The sequence below is a fragment of the Sulfurimonas marina genome (assembly GCF_014905095.1).
In the GTDB taxonomy this organism is placed as follows: domain Bacteria; phylum Campylobacterota; class Campylobacteria; order Campylobacterales; family Sulfurimonadaceae; genus Sulfurimonas; species Sulfurimonas marina.
The window spans coordinates 924,905-943,787 of the sequence record NZ_CP041165.1; the positions used below are offsets into that span (position 1 = coordinate 924,905).

19 protein-coding genes are annotated in these 18,883 nt (G+C 37.6%); 15 read left to right on the forward strand and 4 right to left on the reverse strand.

The features are described 5' to 3' along the window. Window positions 1–2: 2 nt before the first annotated feature. Window positions 3–1,121 (reverse strand): tRNA guanosine(34) transglycosylase Tgt, encoded by a 1,119-nt coding sequence (gene tgt / locus FJR03_RS04850; protein ID WP_193114522.1) that lies wholly within the window; start codon window positions 1,119–1,121, stop codon window positions 3–5. A 139-nt stretch (window positions 1,122–1,260) separates the two neighbouring features. Between tgt and FJR03_RS04855 the strand changes: the two genes are divergently transcribed. The 5 genes from FJR03_RS04855 (at window position 1,261) to FJR03_RS04875 (ending at window position 4,595) form a co-directional block, all read left to right on the forward strand. Continuing rightward, window positions 1,261–1,686, forward strand: coding sequence for an Hsp20/alpha crystallin family protein (locus FJR03_RS04855; RefSeq protein ID WP_193114523.1), 426 nt, complete (start codon window positions 1,261–1,263; stop codon window positions 1,684–1,686). A gap of 167 nt (window positions 1,687–1,853) precedes the next feature. Continuing rightward, the gene (locus FJR03_RS04860; RefSeq protein WP_193114524.1) at window positions 1,854–2,339 is read left to right on the forward strand and encodes a hypothetical protein; all 486 of its coding nucleotides are present in this window, start codon (window positions 1,854–1,856) and stop codon (window positions 2,337–2,339) included. Window positions 2,340–2,380: 41 nt separating this feature from the next. After that, a complete protein-coding gene (locus tag FJR03_RS04865; RefSeq protein WP_193114525.1) occupies window positions 2,381–2,779 on the forward strand; it encodes a hypothetical protein in 399 nt (132 codons plus the stop codon). Window positions 2,780–2,917: 138 nt separating this feature from the next. Next, complete coding sequence (locus tag FJR03_RS04870; RefSeq protein WP_226962182.1) at window positions 2,918–3,658, forward strand: endonuclease; 741 nt, start codon at window positions 2,918–2,920, stop codon at window positions 3,656–3,658. Between the two features lie 76 nt (window positions 3,659–3,734). Then, entirely contained in the window at window positions 3,735–4,595 is an 861-nt protein-coding gene (locus FJR03_RS04875; RefSeq protein WP_193114526.1) for a hypothetical protein, read from the forward strand. Window positions 4,596–4,602: 7 nt separating this feature from the next. Here FJR03_RS04875 and FJR03_RS04880 read toward each other — a convergent pair whose 3' ends face one another. Next, window positions 4,603–5,421 carry a DUF3050 domain-containing protein gene (locus tag FJR03_RS04880; RefSeq protein WP_193114527.1) on the reverse strand — a complete coding sequence of 273 codons (819 nt, stop codon included), beginning with the start codon at window positions 5,419–5,421 and terminating at the stop codon, window positions 4,603–4,605. 105 nt (window positions 5,422–5,526) lie between these two features. On the opposite strand from FJR03_RS04880, the gene FJR03_RS04885 reads away from it, so the two are divergent. The 6 genes from FJR03_RS04885 to FJR03_RS04910 all read left to right on the forward strand — a co-directional run bounded on the left by FJR03_RS04885 (window position 5,527) and on the right by FJR03_RS04910 (window position 10,973). Then, a complete protein-coding gene (locus FJR03_RS04885) occupies window positions 5,527–5,994 on the forward strand; it encodes a hypothetical protein (RefSeq protein WP_193114528.1) in 468 nt (155 codons plus the stop codon). Beyond that, a complete protein-coding gene (locus FJR03_RS04890; protein WP_193114529.1) occupies window positions 5,975–7,165 on the forward strand; it encodes a DcaP family trimeric outer membrane transporter in 1,191 nt (396 codons plus the stop codon). Before FJR03_RS04885 ends, FJR03_RS04890 begins: the two co-directional genes overlap by 20 nt. 68 nt (window positions 7,166–7,233) lie before the next feature. Next, window positions 7,234–7,644 (forward strand): ATP-dependent zinc protease family protein, encoded by a 411-nt coding sequence (locus FJR03_RS04895; protein ID WP_193114530.1) that lies wholly within the window; start codon window positions 7,234–7,236, stop codon window positions 7,642–7,644. Between the two features lie 11 nt (window positions 7,645–7,655). Next, window positions 7,656–8,585: a 30S ribosomal protein S6--L-glutamate ligase gene (gene rimK / locus FJR03_RS04900; RefSeq protein ID WP_193114531.1), complete on the forward strand. Its 930-nt coding sequence runs from the start codon at window positions 7,656–7,658 to the stop codon at window positions 8,583–8,585. Between the two features lie 4 nt (window positions 8,586–8,589). Further along, the gene (locus FJR03_RS04905; RefSeq protein ID WP_193114532.1) at window positions 8,590–9,639 is read left to right on the forward strand and encodes a succinylglutamate desuccinylase/aspartoacylase family protein; all 1,050 of its coding nucleotides are present in this window, start codon (window positions 8,590–8,592) and stop codon (window positions 9,637–9,639) included. A 2-nt stretch (window positions 9,640–9,641) separates the two neighbouring features. Further along, a complete protein-coding gene (locus FJR03_RS04910; RefSeq protein ID WP_193114533.1) occupies window positions 9,642–10,973 on the forward strand; it encodes a mechanosensitive ion channel domain-containing protein in 1,332 nt (443 codons plus the stop codon). On the opposite strand, the gene FJR03_RS04915 is transcribed toward FJR03_RS04910, so the two are convergent. Both FJR03_RS04915 and FJR03_RS04920 read right to left on the reverse strand, forming a co-directional pair. After that, on the reverse strand, window positions 10,963–11,475 hold the full coding sequence (locus FJR03_RS04915; RefSeq protein ID WP_193114534.1) for a mechanosensitive ion channel domain-containing protein: 513 nt from the start codon (window positions 11,473–11,475) through the stop codon (window positions 10,963–10,965). The genes FJR03_RS04910 and FJR03_RS04915 overlap by 11 nt on opposite strands. Window positions 11,476–11,486: 11 nt before the next feature. After that, window positions 11,487–11,882: an ester cyclase gene (locus FJR03_RS04920; RefSeq protein WP_193114535.1), complete on the reverse strand. Its 396-nt coding sequence runs from the start codon at window positions 11,880–11,882 to the stop codon at window positions 11,487–11,489. A 423-nt stretch (window positions 11,883–12,305) separates the two neighbouring features. Between FJR03_RS04920 and efp the strand changes: the two genes are divergently transcribed. From efp to FJR03_RS04940, 4 genes are all read left to right on the forward strand, one after another. Continuing rightward, complete coding sequence (efp, locus tag FJR03_RS04925) at window positions 12,306–12,872, forward strand: elongation factor P (protein WP_193114536.1); 567 nt, start codon at window positions 12,306–12,308, stop codon at window positions 12,870–12,872. 111 nt (window positions 12,873–12,983) lie between these two features. Further along, on the forward strand, window positions 12,984–16,607 hold the full coding sequence (gene dnaE, locus FJR03_RS04930) for a DNA polymerase III subunit alpha (protein ID WP_193114537.1): 3,624 nt from the start codon (window positions 12,984–12,986) through the stop codon (window positions 16,605–16,607). 13 nt (window positions 16,608–16,620) lie between these two features. Beyond that, window positions 16,621–17,883, forward strand: a complete 1,263-nt coding sequence (locus tag FJR03_RS04935) for a M18 family aminopeptidase (RefSeq protein ID WP_193114538.1) — start codon at window positions 16,621–16,623, stop codon at window positions 17,881–17,883. Continuing rightward, complete coding sequence (locus FJR03_RS04940; protein ID WP_193114539.1) at window positions 17,883–18,872, forward strand: sensor histidine kinase; 990 nt, start codon at window positions 17,883–17,885, stop codon at window positions 18,870–18,872. Before FJR03_RS04935 ends, FJR03_RS04940 begins: the two co-directional genes overlap by 1 nt. Window positions 18,873–18,883: the final 11 nt, after the last annotated feature.

Genomic DNA, 18,883 nt, shown 5'->3' on the forward strand with positions numbered 1-18,883 from the left:
TCTTATTGTCTTTTTTGATAAAAATCTGCTTTAAACTCTGCAAATCTATCTTCTAATATCGCTTCACGGCACTCTTTCATAAGATTCAAGTAGTAGTGAAGGTTGTGGATTGTCGCCAATCTAAAGTAACTGATTTCACGTGAGCGGAATAGGTGGTTAATGTATGCACGTGAGTATGTCTTACAAGTTATACAGTTACATTCCGGATCGATTGGAGCTTCATCCTCTTTATATTTTGCACCTTTGATGTTTAGCTTACCGAATGATGTAAAAAGAGTACCGTTTCTTGCATTTCTTGTCGGCATTACACAGTCAAACATATCGATCCCGCGCTCGATGTTTTCGATCAGGTCTTCAGGAGTCCCTACACCCATAAGGTAACGCGGTTTGTCTTCCGGCATATACTGAGTTGTGTGTTCTACAGTATCATACATATCTTGGTTTGCTTCACCGACTGAAAGACCGCCGATCGCAAAACCGTCATAAGGAAGGGCACATAATTCCTGAGCACTTTTCGTACGGAATGCTTTGTCAGTTCCCCCTTGGATGATCGCAAAGATGTTTTGATCAACGCCGACACCCTCAGCTTGTTTCCCGCGGAAATACTCGATCGATTCCTCCGCCCATTTTGTAGTACGCTCGATACTTAAAGCGATACGCTCTTGCGTAGCTGGAAGTGCAACTAAATCATCTAAGATCATCATAATGTCTGAGCCGAGATTTAACTGGATGTCGATAACTTTTTTCGGTGTAAAGAAGTGTTTGCTTCCATCGATGTGTGAACGGAATTCAATACCGTCCTCTTTCGGTTTAGACATATCACTTAGTGAGAATGCCTGGAAACCGCCGCTGTCTGTTAAAAAGCTTTTTGGGTACTTTGTAAAACCGTGGAGTTTTCCCATCTTTTTAACTGTTTCATCACCGGGGCGCAGGTACATATGGTAAGTGTTCGCAAGGATGATTTCAGCTCCCAACATATCTAAAACATCGTGTACGTCAAGAGACTTAACACTTCCAACTGTTCCAACCGGCATAAATACAGGTGTTTTGATCGTAGAGTGTGCAGTTTTTATAGTAGCAGCACGAGCTTTGCCACTTTTTGCTTCGAGGGTAAATTCCATAAAATAATTCCTAAAATTGGTAACTTTTAAGGGAATTATACCATTTGGATACTTATGTAACTAAAGTAGCAAAAAAAAATTTATTTACTTGCAATAATACTGTTTCCAAAAACATAAATTCGCATATAAGGAGTTAATCATGTATTTAACAGCGTTTGATCCATATAGGGATTTCAGAGCTTTAGAGAAAAGAATGATGGAGCCATTCAATGTGAAAGAAAAAGAGGGTGGCATCAGTTCATTTACACCGAGTGTAAACACGCGTGAAGGTGAGTTTGCTTACCATGTCGACGTTGACCTGCCAGGTGTTAAAAAAGAGGACATCAAGGTAGATGTTAAAGACGGTAACATCACGATCTCTGGTGAGCGTAACTTCAAAGAGGAAGTAAAAGAGGAAGACTACTACAAAGTGGAAACAAGCTTTGGAAAGTTTTCAAGAAGTTTCTCTCTCCCTGAAGATGCAGATACAGAAAATATTACGGCAAGTACCGATAACGGTGTACTAGAAGTTGTGATCCCAAAAGTTGATGCATCGGTAAAAACGAAAAGTATCGAAGTTAAGTAACAACCTTTTCCCCATTTTCCCAATTCTCCTTTACATTCCCATTACTCCCCTAATGGGAATGTTTGTTTTTATTTTTATTCTTTTAAAATCATCCATTTAGATAATATCAAGCTAAGCTGTTTATAATATTTCTTAATTTAAATGTTAAGTTGTAAAAGGGACGATAAATGAAAATAGAGCAAAAAGAAACTGCAAAGTTCTTTTTAGAGAACTGGCTTAATGAGGCAGTAGAACGGTGTGAGAACTTTTTGTATAATATAAATAAGCCATTATCAATTGATAATAGCTTTCACAAGAAGCGAATGTTTGAAGAACATTATACTCTTACTGCAACTTTAATGAGTATTCGCTTTGCAAAACAACTTGTCAATCATGCTCAAAAAGACTTTAAAGTGCAATTGGAAGCATTCATTCATGCCACACAAGATGCAGTGGATGTAAGAGATATGCGAGAGCACTCTGATGAATATTTTTTGGGAAAAGGAAAAAAGAAGGAAGAGTTTTTTAAAGGTAGTGGACGTGGGATACTCTGCGATATGTCTTCATCAATTCAGAATGAACAGGGATATATGCTTGGTAACTTAATAGCTATGGAATCTATTCATAATGAATGTCAAAAGTTATTGCAGTATGTACGTAAAAGTACTTTATAAATTAATTTGATTTACTTACTTTTCAGTAAAAGGTGTGTTATATGAAAACTTTAGTACTTAAAAAAGCTCTAACATACTTCGCAATTGTCTTCGGAATGGGTTTTCTATTGGGGACGATTAGGGTCTTATGGTTAGAGCCGATGCTTGGTACCAGAGTGGCAGAACTTAGCGAGATGCCTATCATGCTGGTTACTATGATCCTTGCGGCAAATTTCATTATGAAACGGGGGCAGCAGCTCACTAAAAGTGTAAATGCACTGGGTGTCGGTATGATCGCCTTACTTCTTCTTTTGAGCATAGAGTTTAGTGTAGTGTTATGGCTGCAAAATATCTCGTTTCAACAATATTTGGACTCTAGAGACAGCGTGGCATTTACGGCATATATAATCTCATTGCTGCTTTTTATGCTGATGCCATATTTAGTAAACAGACGAGCTTAAAATCCTTTCACAATTACACACTAAAAAACTACAACTAATATAAAAAATCATTATAACTTCTTTAGCTTTTTAGATTAAAAAAAAACGCGTACCATTTTTTAGAAAAAGTTGTTCTATAACTCCGCCTCAGGAGTTTAGATGATAAAAAAGATACTTTTACTTACACTTTTTACTACATTGGTTTTTGGGGCTAATGAGTCATTTAGCAAGTCAAAAAAAATGTTAAATCAGATCTACAAAGGGCATCAGGTTACGATCTACTGTGACTGTAAATACAACTATAAAAATAAAAACAATATGATTGACAGAGATTCTTGCGGTTATATTCCTCGCAACGAGTACACAAAAAAAGGCAAACGTAATGAAAGAGCCAGACGTATAGAGTGGGAGCATCTCATACCTGCAGAAAACTTTGGACGTCAGTTTAGCTGTTGGCGTGAAGGTGATGCCCAGTGTGTAAAGAAAAACGGCAAAAGCTATAAAGGGAGAAAGTGCTGCGAGAAGGTGAATCAGCAGTACCGACTTATGCAGGCTGATATGCACAACCTTTTTCCTGCCGTTGGAGAGCTAAACGGTGACAGAAAAAACTTCCGTTTTGATTTTGAAGAAGCTAGCGGGGGACAATACGGAGCGTGTAAGTTTGATGTACTTTTTAAAGAAAAAAGAGCCAAGGTAAAAGAGGAATTAAGAGGCGTTATTGCCAGAGATTATCTCTATTTTAACAAGCGCTACGGGATGAAACTTTCAAAACAGGAACTCCAAAAGTTCACTACATGGAATAAACTCTATCCGCCAACTGAATGGGAGAAAGAGCGAAATGAAAAGATTGAAAAACTCCAAGGAAACCGCAACCCGTTTATACTTAAAGTTTCACATTAGCTTCTAAAAATCCTTGAGCTTTAATGTAAGGGGTGGTATAAGGGTGTAATAAGATCCTTGTACAAAGGAGGCTACTATGAAAAGAGTTATTAAGATGTATACTGAACATAAAAACAGTATACAGTTCTATATCCGTAGTGTATTACACAACTTTCAACCCTCTTCAAAAGATATGGATGCTTTAAGCCATTTTTTTGAGTCTGAAAAGTCTGCCGAATTTATCTATAGCGTCGATCAGGATTTTACGCAACAAACACCTACAATAGGCAGAAGAGAGGTGTATAAAGAGCGTAACGGGACAGATAAGTCGTTCTATTTTAAATGGATTAGCTTTAAAGAGGAAAGTATCCATATTAGTAATCCCTATCTTCACCACATAACGGGTCAGCCAATGCTTACAGCCGTAAAACAGATAGGTGATGATTATTTAGTAATCGACTTTGATATTTTGACGCTTTTAAGCGAGTTACGTCTCATTGAACACAACACACTGTTTAACAAAGTAAATACCGTGATCATGGCGGGCGGGGCATTGCTATTAGGTATTGTATCCGTATTTTTAATTCTTTACGGCGGATACATTTTTATAGCTATGTTATTTTCCCATTTTAAAGGGGATGATGTGATGCATGAGATCTTTACATCGATCATCTCGATCACAATCGGGCTCGCTATTTATGACCTTGCAAAAACGATCCTGGAAAACGATGTATTGTTTAAAACATTGAATTTTGAAAGCGATCTACAAAACAAAACGTTAATAAAATTCTTAACATCGATTATTGTTGCACTCTCTATTGAATCGTTAATGGCGGTATTTAAAATAGTTTTAGATGATTACAACAAACTGATAAATGCTTTTTATCTGGTTATTGCTGTAACATTTTTCATTATAGGGACAGCTATATTCAATAAGCTGTCATTTCATAAAAATTGAGGCTGTTTTAGTAGGCTGTAATGCTTTTACGTGAGTATGAATTAAATGCTCTTTCTTGCTCTATAGCCTCTAAAACACCGTCCCAGAATTTTATTCTCGCTTCAATCGCTTCAATTGCTGCTTGTTTGGCTTCTTCAATCTTTTCTGGATTATCCTCACAAAGGATTTCCAACATCTTTAGTGACATAGGACCATGGTGATCGCTGTCTAGTTCTATGTGGCGTTCAAGATAGTAGTGAAACACTTGTATATCTTCTTGTTTTATAGCCATTTTCTCTAAGAGTGCGCGAAACATTTTTGGGATGATATGTTCACGTCCAAGAGCAAAAGCAGCTGCAATAAGATGAGGTTTGTCACTCTTTATAAAACCAAATGTAGTTTTCATAAACTCTTGAGAAGCAAAAGGTGCAATCTGTGTATTGAAAGCTTCATCCACAGAAGAGTATTGCACACTCTTTAAAAATGAATATACATTTTGAGAACTGCCTGCTTTTACCTCTTCCATCGCCTGTGTATAGAGTTCAAAGTGGCTTGAATAAGTAGGTGTACCGTCTGCAAGGGGAAGTCCCAGATCAGTTTCTTCTTCGAGGATGATGTCGTTTATAAATCTTTGTACATCTGTATTGGCTCGCGGCATCCAAGGAGTTTGTGAAGGTGCAAAGCAGTTTTGCAGGTATTTAGCCAAAGACATAAAGTCCCAAACAGAGTAGACATGGTGCGCCATAAAAACATTGAGATCATCCATGCTTTTTACTGCTGCATAGACAGGGTGCTGTGCTAGTTTTTCTCTATATTCTGCGATTTCTTCTAATGGAAAAGTTGACATTATAATTCTCATTCAAATTTTTGATGATATTTTAGCAGAACTATTTAAAAGTTTTATTTTTTTTCATACCACTTCACTCTATGTTACAATTCTAGAAATAAATAGATGAGAAAGTGTGAACAAATGTATAAAAAAGTTTTATTTGTGAGTGCCGTGTTACTGGGTTGGAGCGGATGCTCTATGACAGAGACGCAGACACATAAAGAGCAGGGGCCCCAGTTGCAGTTTATTATGCGTGATCTCAATACGATCGTTGGAAATAATCAAAAAAGTGAACTTGAACGTGAAGATGAACGCAGACGTTATGCACTCAGTCTTGTAGATGCTATTAACAAGTTCTCTGCAAAAGCCCATGACAAAACGGCAAAACTTCAAACGAAGTATATCAATGAAAATAACATTGTTGCATTTAACAAACATTTGGATGCACTTGAAAAGAAATCTCAAGAGATAGAAAAGATTGCAAAAAACTATGAACTAGAACAGCTCGATCAAGAGATCGTAGAGTTGGAAACCATCTGTACATCATGCCATAAAGATTTGGGAGTGACACATGTTCAAAAGCTGTTCTAGAATTGCATTGGCAGCCCTGATCTCTACGCAAGCGTTTGGAGAAACGTCAAAAGAGGATGTTGAAACACGTTTGGCAAACTTAGAGAGCTGGATGCAGGAGAGCAAACAACAAAAAGGCTCTTTGGAGTTAAAAACAGAAAAAACTGTTTTGAGTGTCGGCGGTAGAGTTGAACTTTTAGTCCGTGGTGCCGCACCTACATCTAAAAATATAGCAGGCAGTATTTTAAAGGCGGATAGCGAAGAGAATATGCATCTTAATTTTGATGCCGCAAACAGCAGGGTATGGGTAAAAACAAAAACACCTTCAAACTACGGGATGATAAGAACTCTGATCGAGACAGATTTTGCAGGCTCGGTAACAGGTACACAGGCAAATACAAATTCAAGTGGTTTAAGACTGCGTCATGCATATGTACAGGTTGGAAACTGGACGGTAGGGCAGACCAACTCCGCATTTAACAGTGTCGTAACACTAGACATCATAGAGTTGCCGATCAACGATATGCTGGTACGTCAACCGCTTATTAGATATACGTTCGAGCAAAGCTCTCTTAGTTATGACATCTCGTTTGAACAGCCTGAGACTACTCTACGTGATGAAAACGGTACTATGGTTGCTCCGCAAGATGACATACTGCCGGACCTTGTTCTTCGTGCACGATACTATCCAAAATGGGGAGAGGCCGGGATCGCTTTTCTTGGAAGATACATCAACCAAGAAGAGATCGGAAAAGATAGTGCCTTTGGATGGGGTACGAATATCTCCGCAAAGTTCAATGTAGGATCTGATGATATCCGCATCGGGGGACAATACGGTGTAGGTCTTGGAAGATACATCGCTTACAACTCTTATGCGACAGGTTCAATGGATGCCCAGGGGAACATTAAACTTCAAGCTACATATGGGGGAGATATAGGATATCGCCATTGGTGGACACGTGAGTTACGTTCTACACTCTCTTTTGCATTTAGCGGTACGAAAAACAATGACGAAGTGCAAAAGCTCGATACAAATACAAAAGAGGCGTATACGACAACGGCAAACCTCTTATGGAGTCCTGTTTTAAACTCTTTAGTGGGGCTTGAATACACAAAAACAAAACTCAAAGCACAAAGTGGACTAAAAAGCGATTTAGACGCCTTGACACTCTGTTTGAGATACGATTTTTAATTCTCAGGATTTTTTTTATAAAAGTGGTGCTATAATTTCTATAAAGACGTATATTATGGATGGTTTAAATGGATAAGAGAATAATTGGGCGCAGGGAAAAAATTTCAATACTTGATTTGGAACTGTATGATCTTGATGCAAAAGTAGATACGGGAGCTGATTCGAGTGCTTTGCATTGTGATCACATAGTTGTAGAGGGAGAGACGGTAAGTTTTACACTCTTAGATGATGTTCATGAAGCATATAACGATAAACGTTTTTCGTTACCTATTTATAAAATTAAAAAGGTAAAAAGCTCAAATGGTGAACTACAAATCAGACCATCTATAAAAGTGGACGTAGAATTTTTCGGAAAAAAATATAAGAGTGTTATCTCTTTAACAGATAGAAAAGATATGAAGTTTCCAATGTTGATTGGAAGAAAGTTTTTAAAAGACAAGTTTTTAGTGGATGTCGCACTAGAGTATGTAGCAAATTAAGAAAGGGCACTATGAGAGTATATATATTATCGAGAAATGCGGAGTTGTATTCAACTAAGAGACTTGTTGAAGCGGCAGAACAAAAAGGTTGGGAAGTTAGAGTTATTGATTATCTGAAATGTTCAATCGAGATTATGAAAGGTGAACTGAAAATCAACTATCAAGGTAAGACACTTCCTGTTCCCGATGCAATCATCCCTCGTATAGGGGCAAGTCGTACATTTTACGGAACTGCAATGGTAAGACACTTTGAGATGATGGAAGTGTTTACAACATCGGGAAGTTTAGCGATCAAAAGAAGCCGTGATAAATTACGCTCATTACAGATACTCTCAAAAAACGGCGTAGATATGCCTAAAACTATTTTTGCATCGAATAAATCGAGTGCAAAAGATGTGATCGCACTAAGTGGCGGTGCTCCTTTGGTACTTAAAATTTTAGAAGGTACTCAAGGTGTTGGAGTGGTTTTAGTAGATAGCGAAAAAGCTGCAAAATCGGTTCTTGATGCATTTTACGGAATGGATGTAAACTTACTGGTTCAAGAGTACATTGAAGAAGCGGGCGGTGCAGACATTAGAGCATTTGTTGTTAACGGTGAAGTGGTCGGTGCTATGCGTCGTCAAGGTGCTGAGGGAGATTTTAGATCAAACCTGCATCAAGGTGGAAGTGCAGTAGCGCATAAACTTACACGTAAAGAGCGTGCAACAGCGCTTGCAGCTGCAAAACATATGGGTCTTGGAATCTGCGGTGTAGATATGATCCCTTCAGCTCGCGGACCGCTTGTTATGGAGGTAAACTCTTCACCCGGACTTGAAGGGATAGAAAAATCAACGGGTATTGATATTGCAGGAAAAATTATGGAATATATTGAAGCAAATGTAACACCTGATCCAAGTACTATGAAAAAGAAAAGACCGAAAAAAGATAACATTGGAGCGTAGATAGTTGGAAAATGAATCTTTAAAAATTGGCGGTGTTGAGATAAAAAAAGGGACCTCTACAACTATAAACATCCCTTTACCGAAACTCTACAATACACCGACAAACCTTCTTTTAAACGTGATTCGCGGGAAAAAAGAGGGTCCGGTTGTTTTTATTAGTGCTGCGATTCACGGTGATGAGTTAAACGGCATTGAGATTATAAGACGACTTAAAAAGCTAAGTATCTTAAAAAAGATACGCGGAACATTGATCCTAGTACCTGTTGTAAACGTATACGGGATGATGAACCTCTCCCGCTATCTACCCGATCGAAGGGATTTAAACAGAAGTTTTCCGGGAAGTTCAAAAGGTTCTCTGGCTGCCAGAATTGCAAAGATATTTTTTGATGAAGTAGTTTCAAAATGTTCTTTGGGAATCGATCTTCATACCGGTTCTATCCATAAAACAAATCTACCTCAGATTCGTACAAACCTAGATAATGAATATACTGGAAAACTTGCAAAGATTTTCGAAGCACCTGTTGTCTTACACTCTGAACTTCGAGACGGTTCACTTCGAGCTGAAGCACAGGAAAACGGAGTGCCTATCTTACTTTACGAAGCAGGGGAGGCTCTGCGATTTGATGAGAGTTCGATTCGCATCGGTGTAAAAGGGATCATAAACGTGCTGCGTGAAAACGGAAATTTACCGAAGATTAAAGAGAAAAGTAAAAAGAAGGTTCCTATTGTTACAAGAAGCAGTAAATGGATCCGTTCAAACAGCAGTGGAGTACTCAGAACTATAAAAGCGCTTGGCGATACCGTGGAAACTGATGATATCTTAGCGTATATAGATGATCCGCTAGGTGGTGAATCGACAGAGATTTTATCCCCTTTTAGAGGCGTAGTAATAGGAAAGTCTCAAATCCCTTTGGCACAGGAGGGGGATGCTGTTTTTCATATTGCCAATATATCCAACTTAAATGTAGCGGAAAATAAGATAGAATACTTTAGTGAAAATGCTATTGAAGAAAGTGAGTTTCATGAACTCAATAATGAAGAAATAATCGAGTAGTTATGAAAACATTTTTTTTACTTTTTACACTTGTTGTTTTTCTTTTTGGAGCCGAAGAGGAAAAGAATATATGGGGAAATGACAATATATGGATTAAAACATATACAAATGCAAAAAACTATAAGATTATCATAAATAATATTGTAAAAATAGAGAGTAAAATTAAACGTGCGAAAAACAATCCCGTTCTTTTGTCAGAGTTAAACCAGCGACTTGAACTGCAAAAATCAAAACTTGATCTTTATGAGCAAAACAAAGGGTTTGACACACTCTTATACCCATATAAGTTTACGATGCCAAACGTAAATCTTTATGAATACCTCTCTAAAAAAACAAGAAATGAACTCGACCATAAGATCGAGCGTTACATTGTGCTGAAAAACGATTTTTATCTTGCGATCTCAATGCTGAAGAATGATGCAAAAAAGCATAAAAATGTCTCAAAAAAAGATATTGCTTATTTTGAAGAGTTTAAAGAAAATGTAGATAAAACATATCTCAATTTACTTGATGCCAAATCTGAGCTGCAAAGCAGATACAAAGAGTATGAAACACAAAGTTTGCAAAAGCATCTTATCACTCTTTTTGTATTTGTCATCTCATATCTGCTTTATAAAACCTTCTTTTGGCTAACACGAAAAAGAAATCGCTTCCTTACTGTTCTTTATGTTCTTTTTCTCTTAGGCTTTTTAGTTTTTCGTTATATTGATGATCTGCTTTATTTCATCACTTTTTTAAGTGTCGCTGCAGCTGCACTTACACTTGCACTTCGTGAGGTGATTTTAAACCTTGCGGCCTCTGTGTATATTCTCTTTAGCAACGTGATAAGAATCGGCGATAGAATTATGGTGCAGTTTGAAACAAAACACACGATCGGAGATATTGTAGATATCTCACTAATGAAGATAAAACTTCATGAAATAGGGGATTATACAAACCTAAAAGAGGTGAAAAACGTAGGAAGAACTATCTACCTGCCAAACAGTTATATCTTTACCAAAGTGTTTTATAACTACTCAAGAAAAAAAGATGGTTTTATCAACAACCTTGTTGAGTTTGAATTCTCTGTTGATAGTGATTTTGACCGTATTGAGAGTGTTACACACGAGGTGATGGATGAGCTTGGACTGATACATACTATTTCGTTCTCGCTGAATAATTTAAAAACGGGTGTAGTGGCAATGATTTCGTATGAAACAAACTATCAAATGGCTTCACAAAACAGGGGAGAGATATCTATAAAACTGTTGCGTGCATATAAAAATGATGAGGCTATTATTTTAAAAGCTGCAAAAGCTTCGGCAAAAAAAGCCTCTGACGGTGCTAGTGAGTAGGAGTTTCCTCTATAGGTTTTTTTGCCAGTTTTACGATCGGTTTTTGTAAAAACAGATTGTTGGGATAGAGGATGGTATTATGTTCATCATCTTCTATCTCGATCTGAAAAGGTGTGATCTCTTTAATCTCACCCGTTATAGAATCATCTCCGTCAAGTACTTTTACTCTGTCACCAACTTTTGCAGGAAAAGTAAAAAAGATAATGATGCTTGATGTCAGGTTGCTAAGTATTGACCACTGGGCAAAAAGTGCGATACCAATGACGGCAAATATAGATGATAAAAAGACCATAAGCCCGTTAAATTTTACACCCCAGATAGTTGCCAGAACTATAAACAGGGAGATATATATCATAATGTTAAAAAACTTAATGATATAAAAAAGTCGTCTTCTGCTTACCCCTTTAACGCCTGCAATTTTTCCAAGCGAAAAAGAGATCGTTTTAATCAGCATAAATGTCAGAACAATTGTAACGACTGTGTAAAAAATATTTGTAGACATAATCTCCGTCTTTAGTGTAATTGTTTATAGAGTGAGTTTAAGTCACCTAAAACATTGATAGAAACTATTTTAGAGTTTCTAAACTGAAAAAAAGCTGCACCCGTATAATTAAATTTGTTTTTTGTCGCTTCACAACCTAAAATAGTTCCGATATGTTTACCCGTATATGTCACATATACCGCTGCTAAAGAGTTCTCAACTACTGTGATTTCAACTGCATGGTAAAGATCTCCAAATGCCGTTGTAAGCATTGTAGCATACTCTTTAAATTCGTCAAGACCGTGAGCTGTAATATCTAAAGAACCTCTAAAGCTGATGTTTTCATCTAAAATTTCAGATGCTTTGTCAAACTCTTTTTTGTTCCACATATCGTAGTATTTTCTGATAAGTTCTTTGTTTGTTAACATAGTAACTACTCCTAAATAAAAAAAGGTACATAAGCTTGTCCTTCTAAGAGTCAAAGTTAGGGCTAGATGTATAATGGAATTATACTATAGACTTCTTGTAAAATTATACAAAGTATGAGCAAAAAGAGAAACAATTTAATCAAGGCAGATGTTTTTCAGCGTAGCCATAGCTACGGTGGAAGTTATCTAACGCTGAGTAAAGAGGTTTATATTTTTGCCCTTTGGGAGAAATAAAAAGAGGCAATCTTGCAGAAAAAAATATTTTTACCTTAACTACGGTTAGGCTAAAAAATTTGTTTTACACAATCTTACCTCTTTTTAATCCTCTCATATCTTTGTATAGTTTTGCAGGAAGTCTAAAAAAAATCTCTTTCTAAGCAGTTTTTTTATACAATGCAAAAAAATTTCTAACAAGGTGTTTTTATGGCAACAATTGGTATGGGTGATATCAAAAAAAATGTACGTCTTATCATTGGTGAAGTACCGTACAAAGTAGTTGAATTCCAACACGTTAAACCGGGTAAAGGTGCGGCGTTTGTTCGTATGAAAATTAAAAGTTTCCTAAACGGAAAAGTGGTTGAAAAAACTGTTCACGCTGGTGACAAGTTTGAAGTACCAGAAATTACTTACAAAACTATGCAGTTCCTTTATGATGACGGTGAGATGTTCCAATTTATGGATAACGAAACGTATGATCAAATCGGTCTTACTCATGAGCAATGTGATGATGCTTCAAAATGGTTCAAAGACGGTATCAGTGTAGATATCATTTTCTATAAAGGTGATGCTATCTCTGTAACTGCGCCTGAAACTATGGAATTAGTTATTGCTGAAACACCGCCAAACTTCAAAGGTGATACTTCAAGTGGAAGTAAAAAACCTGCAACTCTTGAAACTGGTGCGGTTATTCAAGTACCTTACCACGTTTTAGAAGGTGATACTGTAAAAGTAAACACTGTAGACGGTGAATACTTAGAAAAAGTAAAATAGGTTTAAACCTATTTTACACCTCCTTAAATAAATCAACTTTCTTACCTCTAATTAAGTCAATTTGACTATAATCCTTTTATATATTTTAGCTACTATTTAAAGGTTTCGATTTTGTCAAAATATCCTTTTACCCACTTACATTTACATACAGAATATTCACTGCTCGATGGAGCAAATAAGCTTACAAACTTAGTTTCCCGCGTTAAAGAACTCGGTATGACCTCTGTTGCTATGACCGATCACGGAAATATGTTCGGAGCAATTGATTTTTACAAACAAATGAAAGGTGCGGGGCTAAAACCTATCATCGGAATGGAAGGGTATATCCATAACGGTGAAACAATGGATGATAAATCTACAAAACAAAGATTTCATATCTGTCTTTTTGCAAAAAACAGAAAAGGGTATGAAAATCTTATGTATCTCTCTTCAAAGGCATTTATTGAAGGATTTTACTACTTTCCTCGTATCAATAAAAAAGAGTTGCGTGAGCACTCTGAAGGGATTATCTGTACAAGTGCATGTCTACAGGGTGAAGTAAACTGGCATCTGAATTTAAGCGAGAGAAACCTCAAAAATGGTGCAAAAGGGTACGATGAAGCTAAACGTATAGCACTTGAGTATAAAGAGATTTTCGGAGATGACTTTTACCTTGAACTTATGCGTCACGGTATTGGAGATCAGCTGGGTATTGATGAGCAGATATTACAAATTGGTCATGAATGTGGCATAAAAGTTGTTGCGACAAACGATACACACTACACATACCCTGATGATGCACAGTACCATGAGGCGTTTATGTGTATCGGGATGAATAAACTCTATGACGATCCTAACCGTATGCGTCATTCTGTCCATGAGTTTTACATCAAATCACCTGAACAGATGGAAAGACTTTTTGCTGATATTCCTGAAGCTCTGTTACATACGCAAGAGATTGTTGACAAATGTGAAGAGTTTGTTCCGATCGTAAAAACACCTACACCGCCGAACTTCAAGTTTACAAAAGAGTATGCAAAAGAGGAAGGGCTTGATATTGATTTTCAAGATGATCCGCCGTTACCTGAAGATGCTAGTGAAGATGAGAAGAAAAAATGGATGGGTGCTGCAGATAAAAACGATGCAGAATACTTTGCTTATAAATGTAGAGAGGGGCTTGAATTTAGACTTCAAATTGTACCCGAAGAGCGACATGAAGAGTACAAAGAGCGTCTTGAATATGAGATAGATATTATCAACTCTATGAAATTCCCGGGCTATATGATGATCGTTTGGGATTTCGTAAAAGAGGCTAAAAGAATGGGTGTAGCCGTTGGTCCCGGACGTGGTTCTGCCGCGGGGTCTTTGGTTGCGTATGCTTTAGAGATTACCGATATCGATCCGATGAAGTACGACTTACTTTTTGAGCGTTTTCTAAACCCTGAACGTGTATCGATGCCCGATATCGATATGGACTTTATGCAGGCTCGCCGCGGGGAAGTGATCGATTACGTTACCCGTAAATACGGTCGTGATCAGGTGGCACAGATTATTACATTCGGTTCCCTGCTTGCTAAAGGGGTTATTCGTGACGTTGCCCGTGTACTTGATATGCCGCTTTCTCAAGCTGACAAGATGGCAAAACTGATCCCTGACGAGCTTGGAATTACACTAAACGGGAAGATGAAAGGTGGAGAGCTTATTGACGGTGCTTTCCAAAAAGAGCCAAAGATCCGTGAACTGGTTGAAACCGATCCTCAGGCTGCCCGCGTATGGGAGTTTGCTAAAAAACTTGAAGGTCTGAAGCGTAACTCGGGTATGCATGCTGCGGGTGTTGTGATCTCAAATGAGGAACTTTGGAAGAAGACACCGATTTACAAGCCATCAGGCGAGGATACTTTCGTTACTCAGTACTCTCTAAACTATATGGAAGATGTTGACTTAATTAAATTTGACTTCCTTGGATTAAAAACGCTTGATGTAATCGACAATGCGAAAAAACTTGTAAAGCTGCGTTATGATCGTGAAATTGACTGGACACAGATCGATGAAAACGATAAAAAGGTGTATGACACTATTCAAACAGGTAACACAGTAGGAATGTTCCAGATAGAGTCTTCGGGGATGCAGGACCTGAATAAACGTCTGAAACCATCAAACTTTGAGGATTTGATCGCCGTACTTGCACTTTACCGTCCGGGTCCGATGGAATCGGGAATGTTGGATGACTTTATTGAACGTAAACACGGTCGTAAAGGGATTTTCTATCCGTTTGAAGAGGTAAGTTTCGACTTGTTAGCCGATACACTGGGACCGACATACGGGATGATCGTTTACCAGGAACAGGTTATGCAGATCGTACAGACGATTGGTGGTATGAGTCTTGGTGGTGCGGATATTGTTCGTCGTGCGATGGGTAAGAAAAAAGTTGAGGAGATGGAGAAGTATAATAAGCTTTTCTCTCAAGGTGCAGCTGATCAAGGGCTTGATTATGACAAAGCAAGTAAACTGTTTGATCTGATCGAAAAGTTCGCGGGATACGGTTTTAATAAATCTCATTCAGCAGCGTATGCGATGGTAACATTCCAGACTGCATGGCTGAAAACTTACTATCCAAACGAGTTTATGGCGGCACTTTTAACGTCAGATAAAGACAATACCGAGAAAGTTGTTCGCTATATCGATGAGCTTAAACGTATGGGGATCGAGCTTGGACCTCCTGATATTTGTGATTCACTTTTAGAGTTCTCTGCAATTACAAAAGATGATCAGGATATCGTTCTTTTTGGACTTGGCGCTATTAAAGGTGTTGGTGGAGCTGCTATTGAGTCGATGCTTAAAGAGCGTCGTGAAAATGGCGACTATAAATCTATGCAGGACTTTGTTAACAGAATAGACCCTGCAAAAGTAAACAAGCGTGTGATCGAGAGTGCAATCAAAGCAGGTGCATTCGATAGGTTTGAGTATTCAAGAAAAGCTTTACTTGATCAGATTGAGCTTATTGTAGAGACTGCAAAAAAAGCGAGTGAAGCAAAGAAAAATGCTATGGGAAGCTTGTTTGGAGATGATGCCGAGATCACAACAGTTGAACTGCATCTTAAAAACTCTGAAGAGTATGAACTCAAAGAGATTTTAGAGTTTGAGAAAAATACGTTAGGTTTTTATGTATCGGGACACCCGATGGATGATTATCGTGAAGAGCTTGATAAACTAAAATATTCACTCTCATCAGAGATAGAGACTATTAAAGACGGTTCATTTGCTATTTTTATAGGGAAAGTGGAAGAGATTCAAAAGAAGATCTCTAAAAAAGGGAACCCTTTTGGAATAGTAAACCTAATGGACTTCCACGGGAATATCGATATTATGCTTTTTGAAGACAAACTCAAAGAGCTCGAAGAGATGGATCTAGAGGAGCCTGTTGCATTTAAAGTAAAGATCACCCATACGGAGATGTTTACAAGAATAGGCGTGACAAAAATTATGTCTTTAAAAGATGCGAAAAAAGAGTGTAAAAAGGTAAAAACTGAGATCCAAGAGACACCACTAGAGCCTATAAACCTGGCTGTAAGACTGAGTGAGAAGATGGATGTACTAGAAAACCTATATTCACTCATTCGTCAAAATCCAGGGAACAGGGAACTGAAAGTGACAATTGTCTCAAAACTCCATAATGTAGTGATAGAGTCTTCGATCAGAGTTGGAACTTCGTTAATTAGTGCGCTTGACGGCAATGAATTTATAGATATTTTGTAAAAGGGTAGAGAAGATGACAAAACAAGATTTTAATGAAGGACTTTTAGGGTTTTTAGACGCTTCGCCGACACCGTTTCATGCTACACAAAATATGGCGGGAATGTTTTCAAACGCCGGTTTTATAGAACTTAATGAAAAAGAGAAGTGGAACTTAGAAGCAGGAGAAAAATACTTTGTGACAAGAAACGATTCTTCGATCATAGCTTTTACATATCCGAAAAACTCAAAAGAGTACTTGATGGTAGGCTCACACACAGACTCGCCAAATCTAAAACTCAAACCAAATCCTGTTGTAAAAGAGCATGGGATTGTCAAGTTCGCAGTGGAGCCTTATGGAGGATTACTTTTAAACCCTTGGTTTGATCGTAACCTTGGACTTGCAGGTCGTGTCAACTACAGTGATAGCTCTAAAGCGGTAAAAAGTGCCCTTATTAATATTGATAAATCGATCGCTATGATCCCCTCATTAGCTATTCATCTAGATGATAAAGCAAATCAGGACAGAACTATTAACAGACAAACTGATATTTCGCCTGTTATTAGTTGCAATGAAGATTTTGATTTTGAGATCTTTATCAAAAATGAACTAGCTAAAATGGGGATCAAAGATGTTGAAGAGCTTTATGCGCATGAGCTAAGTTTATACGACACGCAAAACGCTTCTTATATCGGAGTAGAAGATGAGTTTATAGCAAGTGCAAGGCTTGATAACCTCCTTTCATGTTATGTTGGGATGCTTAGCATTTGCTCTATTCCTAACGATAAACCTATGCTTTTTGTTGCAAACGATCATGAAGAGGTTGGAAGTGATTCAACAAGTGGGGCAGGGGGAAGCTTTTTAGAATCGACTCTCAAGAGAATGTTTACTGATTTTGACGACTATGTAGCAATGGCAAGAAGCTCTATGATGATTAGTGCCGATAATGCTCATGCTATACATCCGAATTATCCGAGTAAACATGAACCAAACCATGCACCGTATATTAATGACGGGATCGTAATTAAAATAAATGCAAACCAGAGATATGCTTCAAACTCTACAACTATCTCTACATTCTTAGCAAATGCAAAACGTCTTGAAGCACAAACACAAACATTTGTTACACGCAGTGACCTTGGATGTGGCTCAACGATAGGACCGATTACCGCTACAAAAATAGGTATAGAGACAATCGATATAGGACTCCCAACTTGGGGAATGCACTCTATTCGTGAGATGGCTGGAAGTGATGATGCCTATGAGCTGTATAATATCTTGGTAGGGTTTAATATCTAATGTCTGAGAGTATTACGGTAGAAGAACTAAACTTACTGATAGAGCAAACCTATAAGGTTGAAAAAGAGTTTACAGAACTTAAAGAGTCTTATACACACCTGCAAAATACGGTAGAGAAGGTTGTTGAGTTTCTCCCTAATGCTATCTGGATATTAAATGATGATAATACCGTATTTCTACAAAACTCTAAAGCAAGAGAGCTATGGAGTCTCTTAAAGCTTATCGAGTATCAAGAGGATGATTACGAGATCCAGTTTGAAAACCGTTCATACATTGTAAAGAGCTCAACTTACAAAGACAAGATGATGCTTAGTGCTACTGATATTACCGAACAAAAAAGAAAAGAGAATCTTGCAACTATGGGGCAGATGGCTGCACATCTTTCTCACGAGATTAGAAACCCGATCGGTGCGATCTCGCTTATGAGTTCAACACTCAAAAAAAGGGTAATCCCGGAAAACATTCCAATAGTGGAAGAGATACAAAAGTCTGTTCATAGAATCGATAGAATCATAAAAGCTACTTTGATGTTCTCAAAAGGGGTAGATGCAAAAAAAGAGAGCTTTTATTTTAGTGAGTTAAAAGATGCTATGGATACATCTTTAGAATATTATGATCACTCTAAAGAGATCAATTTTATATATCCTCAAAATGACTTTATGATAAATGGGGACAAAGACCTTTTAGAGATGCTTTTTTCAAACTTTATCGTTAATGCAATCGATGCAATCGAAGAGGATGATAATGATGAGGGTGTCATAGAGATTAAGTATATCGAAGATGAGAATTATCACACATTTCATATCAGTGACAGTGGTGTAGCTATTAGTGATGAAGAGAACCTTTTTGAAGCTTTTAAAAGCACGAAACTAAAAGGAAACGGATTAGGTTTAGTCCTTTCAAAACAGATTGCTCAGGCACACGGCGGGGATGTCTCATTTTTAGACGGTGATAATAAAACTTTTGAAATTAAATTGTCAAAATATTAATATGGAATAAC

Excerpts from the sequence above, each read along its gene's own strand:
- tgt (WP_193114522.1), bottom strand. The coding sequence starts at position 1,121 with ATGGAATTTACCCTCGAAGCAAAAAGTGGCAAAGCTCGTGCTGCTACT.
- FJR03_RS04855 (WP_193114523.1), top strand. The coding sequence starts at position 1,261 with ATGTATTTAACAGCGTTTGATCCATATAGGGATTTCAGAGCTTTAGAG.
- FJR03_RS04860 (WP_193114524.1), top strand. The coding sequence starts at position 1,854 with ATGAAAATAGAGCAAAAAGAAACTGCAAAGTTCTTTTTAGAGAACTGG.
- FJR03_RS04865 (WP_193114525.1), top strand. The coding sequence starts at position 2,381 with ATGAAAACTTTAGTACTTAAAAAAGCTCTAACATACTTCGCAATTGTC.
- FJR03_RS04870 (WP_226962182.1), top strand. The coding sequence starts at position 2,918 with ATGATAAAAAAGATACTTTTACTTACACTTTTTACTACATTGGTTTTT.
- FJR03_RS04875 (WP_193114526.1), top strand. The coding sequence starts at position 3,735 with ATGAAAAGAGTTATTAAGATGTATACTGAACATAAAAACAGTATACAG.
- FJR03_RS04880 (WP_193114527.1), bottom strand. The coding sequence starts at position 5,421 with ATGTCAACTTTTCCATTAGAAGAAATCGCAGAATATAGAGAAAAACTA.
- FJR03_RS04885 (WP_193114528.1), top strand. The coding sequence starts at position 5,527 with ATGAGAAAGTGTGAACAAATGTATAAAAAAGTTTTATTTGTGAGTGCC.
- FJR03_RS04890 (WP_193114529.1), top strand. The coding sequence starts at position 5,975 with ATGTTCAAAAGCTGTTCTAGAATTGCATTGGCAGCCCTGATCTCTACG.
- FJR03_RS04895 (WP_193114530.1), top strand. The coding sequence starts at position 7,234 with ATGGATAAGAGAATAATTGGGCGCAGGGAAAAAATTTCAATACTTGAT.
- rimK (WP_193114531.1), top strand. The coding sequence starts at position 7,656 with ATGAGAGTATATATATTATCGAGAAATGCGGAGTTGTATTCAACTAAG.
- FJR03_RS04910 (WP_193114533.1), top strand. The coding sequence starts at position 9,642 with ATGAAAACATTTTTTTTACTTTTTACACTTGTTGTTTTTCTTTTTGGA.
- FJR03_RS04915 (WP_193114534.1), bottom strand. The coding sequence starts at position 11,475 with ATGTCTACAAATATTTTTTACACAGTCGTTACAATTGTTCTGACATTT.
- FJR03_RS04920 (WP_193114535.1), bottom strand. The coding sequence starts at position 11,882 with ATGTTAACAAACAAAGAACTTATCAGAAAATACTACGATATGTGGAAC.
- efp (WP_193114536.1), top strand. The coding sequence starts at position 12,306 with ATGGCAACAATTGGTATGGGTGATATCAAAAAAAATGTACGTCTTATC.
- FJR03_RS04935 (WP_193114538.1), top strand. The coding sequence starts at position 16,621 with ATGACAAAACAAGATTTTAATGAAGGACTTTTAGGGTTTTTAGACGCT.
- FJR03_RS04940 (WP_193114539.1), top strand. The coding sequence starts at position 17,883 with ATGTCTGAGAGTATTACGGTAGAAGAACTAAACTTACTGATAGAGCAA.